The 11,870-nt window shown below is 43.9% G+C and carries 10 protein-coding genes; 8 read left to right on the top strand and 2 right to left on the bottom strand.

What is annotated here, in order from left to right; genetic code table 11:
- Window positions 1-171: 171 nt before the first annotated feature.
- Entirely contained in the window at window positions 172-1,221 is a 1,050-nt protein-coding gene (rfbG, locus tag AC5EF3_RS00210) for a CDP-glucose 4,6-dehydratase (protein WP_493546577.1), read from the bottom strand.
- Between the two features lie 62 nt (window positions 1,222-1,283).
- Window positions 1,284-1,814, bottom strand: coding sequence for a dTDP-4-dehydrorhamnose 3,5-epimerase (gene rfbC, locus AC5EF3_RS00205; protein ID WP_493546576.1), 531 nt, complete (start codon window positions 1,812-1,814; stop codon window positions 1,284-1,286).
- Window positions 1,815-2,123: 309 nt separating this feature from the next.
- Between rfbC and AC5EF3_RS00200 the strand changes: the two genes are divergently transcribed.
- From AC5EF3_RS00200 to AC5EF3_RS00165, 8 genes are all read left to right on the top strand, one after another.
- Window positions 2,124-3,434, top strand: coding sequence for an NAD(P)H-dependent oxidoreductase (locus tag AC5EF3_RS00200; RefSeq protein ID WP_493546575.1), 1,311 nt, complete (start codon window positions 2,124-2,126; stop codon window positions 3,432-3,434).
- Between the two features lie 88 nt (window positions 3,435-3,522).
- A complete protein-coding gene (gene rfbF / locus AC5EF3_RS00195) occupies window positions 3,523-4,293 on the top strand; it encodes a glucose-1-phosphate cytidylyltransferase (protein ID WP_015827974.1) in 771 nt (256 codons plus the stop codon).
- Window positions 4,294-4,412: 119 nt separating this feature from the next.
- Entirely contained in the window at window positions 4,413-5,927 is a 1,515-nt protein-coding gene (locus AC5EF3_RS00190) for a lipopolysaccharide biosynthesis protein (RefSeq protein WP_493546574.1), read from the top strand.
- 45 nt (window positions 5,928-5,972) lie between these two features.
- Entirely contained in the window at window positions 5,973-6,944 is a 972-nt protein-coding gene (locus tag AC5EF3_RS00185; RefSeq protein ID WP_493546573.1) for a glycosyltransferase family A protein, read from the top strand.
- Window positions 6,945-7,027: 83 nt separating this feature from the next.
- Window positions 7,028-8,158: a glycosyltransferase gene (locus AC5EF3_RS00180; protein ID WP_493546572.1), complete on the top strand. Its 1,131-nt coding sequence runs from the start codon at window positions 7,028-7,030 to the stop codon at window positions 8,156-8,158.
- The gene (locus AC5EF3_RS00175; protein ID WP_493546571.1) at window positions 8,155-9,117 is read left to right on the top strand and encodes a glycosyltransferase family 2 protein; all 963 of its coding nucleotides are present in this window, start codon (window positions 8,155-8,157) and stop codon (window positions 9,115-9,117) included. The genes AC5EF3_RS00180 and AC5EF3_RS00175 overlap by 4 nt, the downstream gene beginning before the upstream one ends.
- Window positions 9,118-9,213: 96 nt before the next feature.
- Window positions 9,214-10,350 (top strand): glycosyltransferase family 2 protein, encoded by a 1,137-nt coding sequence (locus tag AC5EF3_RS00170; RefSeq protein ID WP_493546570.1) that lies wholly within the window; start codon window positions 9,214-9,216, stop codon window positions 10,348-10,350.
- Window positions 10,351-10,361: 11 nt separating this feature from the next.
- Entirely contained in the window at window positions 10,362-11,849 is a 1,488-nt protein-coding gene (locus AC5EF3_RS00165; protein ID WP_493546569.1) for an oligosaccharide flippase family protein, read from the top strand.
- The last annotated feature ends 21 nt before the right edge of the window (window positions 11,850-11,870 follow it).

Below are 11,870 nucleotides of genomic sequence, written 5' to 3'. Positions count from 1 at the left end.
GGAGTTCAGGTATATTGAGAATGGTTTGCAGACGCAAGCCCTGAACACAGAATAGTGATCACCTAATTTCAGATAATAAGCAAAACAATTCAGAACAATACGTTGAGGAGCATGTAAAGCATATAAATCTGCTTTACATGCTCCTCAAATTTCATCTTGCTTTAAGTCTTTCTAACAAATTCCAGCTTGATAAGCTTCAATTTGCTGCATTGAAAATGCCTTCATATCTTTGCCTTCAGAATGCGCTTTATACCATTCAACTGTTTTAGCTATGCCTTCATCTGTTGACCAAGCTGGGCCCCATTTCAAAAAGTGGCGTGCTTTGGTCGAATCAAGTGCCAGTAATTGCGCTTCATGTAGTGGAGATCCTTGAATATCGACTGGAGGTTTCTTCCAGTGCTCACCAAAAGCATCAACAATCTGCAAGGTTGTAATGGCCATGTCTTCAATTGGACCAAAATTCCAACTGCCTGACATTGTTTTATCACCATTGTACAATTTCTCTCCTAGCGAGAGGTAACCATGACATAAAGCCAGTACATGTTGCCAAGGCCGCGTTGCTGCTGGGTTTCGGATTTCCAGCGGTTTATCTGTTTCAAGCGCGCGGACAATGTCTGGAATAAGTCGATCCGTTGACCAATCGCCTCCCCCAATAATGTTGCCGCCGCGTGCGCTTGCACAAAGAACTTTTTCCTTATCAAGAATAGTATCAAGGTAGGAATGTATGACCAATTCACAGGCTGCTTTAGATGCACTGTACGGATCTTTCCCGCCCAGACGATCAGATTCGCGATATGGATGAATCCACTCATTATTGTGGTACACTTTATCTGTCGTGACCAGCACGACAGCTTTGACAGTGTCGCTATGGCGCACTGCTTCAAGCAATTCAGCTGTTCCAATAACATTTGAGCGGTATGTTTCTAATGGATCATGATAAGACTGACGCACTAGAGGTTGAGCAGCAAGATGATAAATAATCTCTGCTCCGCTCGCATCAAGTGCGGCCTTAACGACACCAGGTGATGAAATATCACCTATGTGCGAATTTTTGTCAGTCCAGAAATCAACAAGAGAATGCATATTAGGTGTTGTATATGGTGCAAGTGACAAACCATGCACATCCGCTCCCAATTTGTTCAACCAAAGAGACAACCAAGAACCACAAAAACCGGTGTGTCCAGTCACCAATACTTTGTTGCCACGAACATAATCAAACATCTAAATTCTTCTTCCCAACAAAATCAAATAAAGCAGTCTATAGCAGGTATATGCCAGTTGAATTAACCTTCAAACAACGGCCAATTCCGATCTTTATCGGACATAACAGTTATAGGTAAAGGCCATTCTATACCAAAAGCAGGATCGTCATGACGCACACCGCTTTCCGCGTCGGGTGTATAATAGTTCGATACAAGGTAAGTGACTTCAACATTGTCTTCTAAAGTCTGAAATCCGTGTCCAAACCCGCGTGGAACGAGCAGTTCTTTTCTGTTCGTTTCTGAAAGCTCAAAGGCTTCCCATTTTTTAAAAGTTGAACTTTCTGGTCTTAAATCGACAATGATATCGACGATCGACCCTTTAATGCATCGTACAAGTTTATCTTCAGCATGGGGTGCATTCTGTTTGTGCATTCCCCGTAATGTTCCCTTTTCAGCTGAAAAAGACGAGTTTTGCTGCACAAAAGAAATCTCTATGCCCTGTTCACGAAACTCTTCCGCACAAAATGTTCTCGTAAAAAAACCACGATCATCACCGCGCTTTTCAACTTCAAGCAAATAAGCGTCTTGAAGTGTCGTTTTGTGAAAAATCATATTGATCCAATCCAGTATTCACATAATTACGCAAAATGTCGGTGTTATATTCAATGAATGTCCGAAACCGATACACTTTTAAACCTATGTCGCAGAAATTTGCGATTAATGTACCAACTAAATATCTAAGATTTCATACGAACAGCATATATTTGATTCCGTGAATATTAAGAAGAAAAGTGTAGAGTGCACGCAATACGTACCGGAAGGTTAGAATTAAGACTGGAATGTCGCGTTGTTGACTTCATTCGAGATTAGTTTGCCCATATTTGTCCGGCAATATGGTTCAATGCATCAGGATTTATCTAAATGATTATCGTCGACACCGCACTTGCTAAACGTGCTGAAGAAAAGCGTCCGATTAAAGTTGCAATGATTGGAGCTGGGTTTCAGGCGAGAGGCATCTTGCTTCAGGTCGCACAATCAGTTCCAGGCGTCCAGATTGTTGGTATCGCAGCTCGAAACGTCGACCAAGGATTATTCGCATACTCACAAGCAGGCCTAGAAGCCACAACCGCCGAATCCGAAAATGACATCAACGACGCAATTCGAGATGGCAAATTTGTGGTGACCCCCAATGCGATCGCGCTCGCACAAGCTGACGATATTGAATGTGTCTTGGAAGTTACCGGCTCAACCGATTATGCAGCTCGCGTTATACTTGCAACAATAGAAGCCGGTAAACACGCTCTACATATGAATGCAGAAGTAGATGGAACAGTTGGCCCTATATTAAAAGTCAAAGCCGATAAAGCCGGCGTGATTTACTCATTCTCTGATGGTGATCAGCCCGGTGTTGAAGCCAATCTTTTGCGCGTTGTGAAAGCTATGGGTGTTAAACCTGTCTTAGCTGGAAATATTAAAGGGCTTCACGATCCATACCGGAACCCGACCACACAAGCTGGATTTGCCAAACAGTATAAACAAAAACCCGCAATGGTTGCGTCATTTGCTGACGGTACGAAAGTCGCATTTGAACAAGCCCTCGTCGCAAATGCTTTTGATATGCGCGTTGCCAAGCGTGGAATGATCGGCCCCGACTTTTCTGGTGGGGACCCCTACGCTCCTAAAGTACCGCTTGAAGAATGCCTTGATGTCTACAAACCATATCTTGGACCAGACAAGCCTGCACTTGTTGAATATGTCGTAGGTGCGACTCCTCCCGCTGGTGTGTTTGTATTGGGCTGGCAGGAAGACCCAATCCAGCAGCATTATTACAATTATTACAAGCTAGGTAAGGGTCCACTTTATGTTTTCTACGATCCTTATCACTTGTGCCACATGCAAGTGCCAATTTCGATCGGACGTGTCGTCTTGTTTAATGACGCTGTTATTTCTCCTGACGGCGCACCCAAAGTCGGTGTAGTTGCAATTGCCAAAAAAGATCTTTCTGAAGGTGACACAATTATCGATATGGGTGGGTATGAAGTCTATGGTGAGACTGAAAACCAAACGACCATAAACGAGGAAAACTTGCTACCGATCGGGATTGCTATGGATTGCAAACTCAAGCGCGCAGTCGCCAAAGATCAAGCCATAACATTTGACGATGTGGAACTGCCTGAAGGGCGCATTATCGACGCGCTCTATCAAGAACAAATCGCATATTTTTCAAACTAGAATAAAAATTCCATCTCAATTGAAAGTCGGCAACATTCTTGCAATTGGGGAAATATCTTAGCTATTCGTCCTAAAAGGGGTCAAAGTGATGAAAGTAGTAATTCTTGCAGGTGGATACGGAACGCGTATATCCGAAGAAACATCTGTACGTCCAAAACCAATGGTTGAAATTGGCGGTCGTCCAATTCTATGGCACATCATGCGCACGTATGCGATGCACGGTCACACAGATTTTGTTATCCTTGCTGGATACAAAGCTGAGTTTATCAAAAACTACTTTATGAATTACGCTCGCATTAATTCAGACTTCACAATCAACACAAAGACAGGTGAAGTGCTCTGGAGCAATAACGACCTTGAGGACTGGAACGTCACAGTCCTTGATACTGGCGTTGAAACAATGACAGGTGGACGCATTAAACGTGCGCGCGAAGTGATTGGTAATGAACGTTTCCTTCTCACATACGGAGATGGAGTCACAGACCTCGATATCAACGCTCTCATCGAACACCACGATAAAGCCGGAAACATGGCAACTCTGACTGCTGTAACGCAACCGGGTCGTTTTGGTGCATTGGGCCTTGAGAACAACAATACGCATGTACGTGCATTCCGTGAGAAAGGTGCCACTGATGGCGGTCTTATCAACGGTGGGTATTTTGTGTGTGAACCAGGCGTTTATGACCTTATCGAAGGTGACGACACCGTTTGGGAAGATGCACCAATCGAACAAATGGTAGAACTTGGTAAATTAGGTTCATTCCACCACAAAGGTTATTGGCAGAACATGGACACGCTTCGTGATAAAAATGTTCTGGAAAAACTATGGGCCAGCGGCAACGCACCTTGGAAAGCCTAAGCCTTTAAACAACTCAATTTACAGCTGCTCATCTGCTAGACCTCAAATGAGCAGCTGTCGCCAAACTGTTTCTCGAAACAGTCAATATCTGTTTGTGCAGGAATCTAAAGGTACCTCTGATGTCTAAATCTCATATTCTTTCAGAGTCTGAAGAAAAGCCTTCCTCTCCTGAAAATGATATTAGCAAATCCATGGGCTCCACTGTTGTCAAAGGCGCAGCGTGGGGAACATTAGCAACTATTGCACGGATATCATCCGCATTATTGGTACTCCCCGTACTAGCAAGATATCTACTGCCTGAAGAATTTGGAATTGTACAAATCGGAATGCCGGTTGTTCTTTTCCTCATGTTGTTTAATGACTTTGGTTTTGGACCTGCTCTCGTTAGAGCAAAAAGCGTGACAAATAACGCATGGTCGAGTGTCTTCTGGGTGAACATCTCTATCGGGATATTGATGACTATCACAATGTACGCATTGTCCGGTCCTATAGCCAATTGGTATAAAGTTCCCGAAGCCAAACCAATTCTTGAAGCACTTTCACTTATTCTGGTGTTGAGCTGCGTCACGATTACGCCCGCCGCCATGCTTCAACGAAAAATGCGCTTTGATATCCTATCCATGACAGAAGTGATTTCGATCGGAGCTGGGATCTGCGTTGCTTTTTATGGGGCAATCAATGGATATGGCGCATGGGCATTAGTTGGCCAGCAAGTCACAATGTTTGCGCTCAAAGCAATCTTTATGCTTGCCCTATCCTTCCCACCTGTTTCCTTTGTGATTGATCGCGGCGAACTAAAAAGCCTTCTGGGTTTTTCTTCGCACATGATGGCTTCCCGAGTTCTAAATTTCTTCTCCCGCAATATTGATAACATCGTCATTGGGCGCGTCCTTGGTGCTGCTGCACTAGGATATTACTCTATCGCCTACCGCATTTTGCTGTTGCCTGTGGAAGTTTTCGCTTGGGGACTTAGCCAAGTTCTCATGCCGGCCATGTCCAAGTTTCAAGATGATAAAGGTAGAATGCGCGCCGCGACTTTACGAACATATCGTCTTATTTCCGTTTTCACTTTTCCGCTTATGGCTGGAATATCAATTCTCGCTGAACCGATCATTGTGTTTTTCCTCGGGGAGCGCATGGCCAATGCTGCGATTGTTCTGCAAATCATTGCGCCTGTCGGTGCGATCCAGAGTATCACAAGTACGCAAGGTGCAATGTATATGGCACTTGGAAGAGCCGATATTTTATCAAAATTGTCTCTGCTCGGTCTAATCGCGATGACAATTTCCACGCTTATTGGTGCACAATGGGGACTTGTCGGAATCTCTTGGGCTTATTTGATATTAGTCGTCGTGATGACGCCCCTAACCTTCTTGCCTTTGTTTAAATTGCTAGAAATGCCGATTTTAACAGCGTTCAACGCGATAAAAACACCACTGATTTCAACACTGATTATGACTGCAATTCTTGTTGCCATTCATCTTCAAACACCTGTTGGAGACGTCAGTAACTTTGTAAAATTGCTTATTCTCGTCCCAATTGGCGGCATTATCTATATTGCTAGCGCCGCCATTATAGATCGACCTATCGTCAAAGAAGTTTTCGGACTTATCGACGAGATTCGAAAAAAATAGTCTTTCACCTCAGCGTAGGCGCTGGTTTAAATTTGGAATACAGTCATGACAGTCAATTCAGAAACACCGTCAGATCTACCACGCGTTGCTATCGTAACACCGATTTACAATGGCGGTAAATTTCTTGCTGAAACAATGGATTGCGTTCAGGCACAAACTTACCCAAATTTAGTACACATTGTTCTTGATAATAATTCCAGCGACAATACTGCCGAAGTCATTGCACAATACCAAGACGCCAAAGTTCCAGTCATCAAACACACAAATAAAGAAACACTTCCGATTACGGAAAACTGGAACACATGCGTAAATCTTACGCCCAAAGACGCTAAATATTTTCGACTTCTTTGTGCCGATGATTTGATGACACCCGATTTCATAGAAAAAACCGTCGCAATTGCCGAAACAGACGATGAAATCACAACAGTGTGTACCAAAGTCACAAAAAATGATGTTCCCGTTGATTTCAATTGGCCTGATCAGAGCGTCATTGATGGTGACGAGATTATTCGTCGTTTCTTCAAAGCCGATATTGGTTTTTTTGCAGTCCACTCTCTCATGCGCACTAGCATTTTGGAAAACCACACCCCCCTCTTTGATGCCACACTTATCGGCATGGATTTTGAGGCACTTCTGGCCATTATTAAAGGTAAGAAAATGGGCATGGTGCATGAAGAACTTGGCTGGGTTCGCATCCATGAAGGCTCTCAAACATCAACCGTTATGCTTAAGAAGAACACCCATTTTGCAGACTGGCACACAGCATTGTACAGACATGGAAAAGAAGTTTTCACAGCAGAAGAATTTGCAAAAGTCGCAAAACGTTATGAACGTTACTATTTAGGCCAATGTCGTGGATGGCTACGTGCAGGTGGTACTGATATTGTTCAATTTCACATGGACAGAATTGCACAAAACCGATCGCCCATCACCCAAATGGATAAATTGGACTCAATGCTCAACGGTGTTTTGACACGTATTGGCTTACGTCAACCTTGGACTGGTTGGCCGAACTAATCATGCAAGTAACAAAAACTTCTAAACCTTTGAAAATTCTCTTCCGGCTCGGACCGTTTCCAATGCTGTCGGAGACATTTGTCATGAGCCAGATCGAGGGCCTCATTGCTCAGGGGCACGAGGTTTCCGTGCTGGCTGAAAATTTAAGTTCTGACATTGAACTCATAACCTCACCAGAAATTCTTCAAGTTGCACAACGGGCTGTTTTTCTTCAGCCTAAAAGTGCTTGGTTCAGCGCTTTCCTCCAAAAGCTCCCCTACCGCGTTCGACAAAAAAGGCGCCAACTAGCAGAACGCAAAGCCTACAAAAATAATGACGTCGTGGTTTGTAATTTTGGCTGGATGGGGATTGAAGCCGCAAACCAAATGAAAGACATGCTGCAACGCGCCAAGCTTGTCACAATCTTTCACGGCGCAGATATGTCCAGTTTTTTAAAGGGACGTGACGATTCTCCCTATGCCGACCTATTCGCATTTGGCGATAGTTTTCTTCCCATCAGCCAGTTCTGGAAATCCAAACTTTTGGAGCTCGGTGCGCCTGAAGAAAAAACAAGCATTCACCGTATGGGTGTGTTCACAGACGAATTTAGCTTTTCCTCTCGCGAGAAGAGTTCTGACAATCCATTCAACTTCATTACCGTTGGACGTTTGACAGAAAAAAAAGGAGTGGAATATACAATCCGCGCCGCAGCAGCGCTGAAACAAATGCTTGATAAACCCAATTTTCAAGTCACGATAATCGGCGACGGCCCGTTAAAAACTGAGCTTAAAATCCTGTGCCATGATTTAGGGATGGATGCTGAAATATCGTTTAAAGGTGCCTTGCCTCACGAACAGGTCGCCAAACATCTTCAAAAAGCCGATGCTTTCCTCCTGCCTAGTGTCACAGCTCAAAATGGTGATATGGAAGGCATTCCTGTAGCTCTAATGGAAGCCATGGCATCAGGCCTACCTGTTATCTCAACGCGACATTCGGGTATTCCCGAACTTGTCATTCATGACAATACTGGACTTCTAGCAGACGAACGTGATCCCCAAGGCCTTGCAAAAGCAATGCACCAAACTCTGACGGATCACACCAATAGAGAAACTCTAGCGAGCTCTGCAAGAAAACACGTTGAAACAGAATTCAACAATGCTTTATGGAACCAAAAGCTCGGTGACCTTTGCCTACAAATAGCTAATCAATCTCCAGTGACTGGAGACAAGCAATGACTGAAATATCCGTTCTTTTAGCAAGCTTTAACGGCGGCGACCTTTTACGGCGAACACTAGAGGGTTATGTCGCCTTGGGAGATCCTGGATTTGACTGGCAAATTATCGTCGTCGACAATGCCAGTACAGATGACACCCAAGCCGTGCTGGACACCTTTAAAGACAAACTTCCTTTGCTCGCCTTGTATGAACCCCAAGCGGGTAAAAATCGTGCGCTCAACAAAGGTATCCCTGCTCTAACGTCTGATTACGTCATTTTATCAGACAATGATTCTATCCCGCATTCTGGTTTTCTAAATCATTGGGTGGACGCATTTAAAACCCAACCAGAAACAGATGTTTTCGGCGGTTCAATAACGCCTCTGTTTGACATTGAAATGCCGGACTGGATGCTAAAACATAAACCACGTTTTATAGAGCTATATGCACTACGAGAAAACATTCCCGATGGGCCAATCGGAGCAGACTACATTTTTGGCCCTAATATGGCCGTGCGTAGAAGCGTTTTTACCAAAGGCGTCATCTTTGACGAGGGAGTCGGCCCCAATGGCACAATAAGTAACTACGCAATGGGCAGTGAAACAGCATTTTGTCGACACGCAGCTGACAAAAACATGACATTGGGTTTTGCAAAAATGCCCACTGTTTCGCACATAGTTCGTCCAAATCAGATAACTCAAGAGTTCAGAAACAAACGCGCTTTCAGACTTGGACTAGGAACAGCACGCAAACACGCTATCGAAGGAGAGATTGGACCAGTATCCAAAAACCCTTTGATAAAAGGCCTCAAAGCAGTTGGAGAGCCTATCCTAAGATACTTTAAAGACTTAAAAATGCAGTCCAAAACTTGGGTTTCAGATCCTCTCTCCAAATCCGAAGCAATCTGGAATTTGCATTTTTTTCGAGGTTATCAACAGGGAAAGAAACTATCCCGACAGTCTTTAGAAACACAAGATTAAGACCAATTTGCTACAGTACAGATAGGTAAACCTTTGTATTAATAGGTTTCATCCCCCAAAGCATCGGCCTTCATAGAGTATAAAGTGAGATTTTAAGTGGAACGTACAAGCGTCATTATACCGACTTATAATCGTGCTGACTTTCTCGTTGAAGCCCTCGAAAGCGTGCTCAATCAAACCTTGCCGCCAGCAGAAATTCTCGTCATGGATGATGGGTCACCTGACGACACCGCCGCCCGCATGCAGGCCTATGGCGATCGTATCCGCTATATACAAAAAGAGAATTCGGGCAAAGCAGACACGCTAAATCAAGCCTTAAAGCTAACTCAAAATCCTTTAATCTGGATTATGGATGATGATGACATCGCCCACCCTGACGCATTGGAAAATTTGACTAAACTGCTAGATGGCCAACCAGAAATCGGCATAGCCTACGGTAAATACAATCGTTTTTCTATAAATGAGCAAAATGGCGAGAGAGTTTTTCAAGACGTAGGTCACTGGACAGACTGTGAAGCCAACATTTTCTTCACAACAACATTGCAGGACTTTTTCGTCCATCACCCAGGGATGCTTGTTCGCAAATCAGCCTATGATGCAGCAGGACCATTTTCACTAGATTATCCACGCCTTGAAGATTATGAAATGCTGGTCCGCCTCGCCCAAGTCACGCGCACCGCGAACACAAATTCAAGCATATTTCTACAAAGACAACACGAAGGTGATCGCGTTGGTGGCCTTGTAGCTGCAGAACGAACACAACGTTGGATAGATGAAGAAAAACAGTTTTTCACTAAACTTTACAATGAATTAGATCTCAATACATATCTAAATATTTTCAAAAAATATGATTTATCTCCATTGGAAAAACGTCAAGCTCTCATCCAACGCGCGGTGATAATGGCGCGAAAAAAACTTTGGCATTTTGCTTTAAGCGACTTAGAGCAAGCTTCATCAATCGAAGTCGAATCCAATCCCAGCTTATCTTCCGACGAAGCTGCGATTCTAAGATTCATTCTGTTTTCGAAATACGGTTCAACTGAACTGATCGAAGACAATTATATCGTCGAAAACCTAAAAAAAATCGCCAAAATCAGCTCAATTGGCAGTTTGATCGCTAAATCTATTGCACGTAGTCAAATTTGGTTCATACGAAATTCAGCTAAAACCTACCAGTTTGCGGCACTTCGCAAACATGCCGCCATAATGGTGTCTCTTTATTTGGCTGGATAGAATATTTTTGAATGACGCAAACCAAATACTCCGAAGAACAAAACGAAACGCCTCATGTCGCAAAAGCCATGCGCTCAGGCCTAGCATGGAATTTACTCAATACATTCGCATCTCAGGGTGCTGGATTTGTAATATTTCTAATCCTTGCCGTAAAACTAGAGCCTGAGGTTTTTGGTTTAATTGCATTGGCTACGATTATGGCAGACATGGTCGCAATTGATGCTCGAAATGCAGGTATGGATGCCATCGTTCAGGCCAAGCGTTATGATTCTGAATATTTAAATTCGTCATTCCTTGGATTTATGGGCATTGCAATCACAAGCATGCTTATCCTTATCATCAGCGCCCCTGTGTTAGCGCATATTTATGACGCTCCAATGCTTATGCAATTCATACCTGTATTTGGTGTCATGCTTCTTCCTATCCCCTGGCTTGCGGTGATGGATGCGATAATCATGCGAAATCTAGGTTTTAAGGAGCTAACGCAGCGCAATATTTTAGGCACCGTTATTGGCGGGGCAGCAGGTATTGCCACTGCTTTTTCTCCTTGGATGATTTGGGCGCTTGTTGTCCAAAGAGTCGTATCTCTCATTGTCGCTATTGTGTTTGAATACCTTCACACAAAATGGGCACCCAATTTCCGGCTCAGCTTGTTGGAAGGGCGAGATTTTCTGAAACGATTTGCTCCCTTATGGGCCGTAGCTACTCTAAACATCGCCATGCCAAGAATTGCCACTATGGTATTTGGAATACGCTATGGTGCTGGTGAAGTCGGCCTATTAAGAGCAGCGCTTCGCATTGATGAGTCTCTGCGCGGCCCTTTGATATCTCCACTTCAAGGTCTCTGGTTTCCGTTAATGGCAAAAGTGCGAGGTCATCTTGAAAAGGAACAAGAAGTCTATCTCACCATTCTGCGTACAGCTGCATTCGTGTCTTTGCCCGCATTTGTTGGCATTGCATTGGTCGCCGATGATGTTGTGTCAGTTATACTTCCTGAAACTTATTCAAAAGTCGGCCCCTTAATGCAAGCTGTTGCATTGGTTGCCCTTCTCATTCCCATATCTTGGTTCAATTCGCTGTCGATGAACGCTTTAGAAATGAATAAGGAAGCGCTGGTTTACACTATAGTCAACGTTATAGCCGCGACGCTTGCCTTATTGGCTTTCTCCAACGCAGCCCCCAACCATGCTTTATTAATAATGGCAGCACCGGGTGTTTTAATTGGTGTAGGAGGGAATATTGTTGTTATGAAACGGCTACAATTATCGCTTATCAAACACTATTTAGGCCTTTTCCCTGCTGTTTTTGCAGCCTTTATCATGGGCTTATGTGTTTGGGTTGTTAGAGAGTTTATCCATGATTGGCCACCCATTGCGCGGTTGGTCATCAGCGCAATCGTAGGAATTGCAATTTATGGCGGCTGGATCGCTGCATTTTTCCCAAACTGGATGAAGGAACGCATAAATCTTCTGCGTGGTAGAGGAAATGTCGAGATCTAAATTTGCAGATTCAAATCTCGA

This window comes from Hirschia sp. (assembly GCF_058892565.1).
The sequence above is the reverse complement of the archived record's forward strand: the minus strand, read 5'-3'. Positions and strand labels throughout refer to the sequence as shown.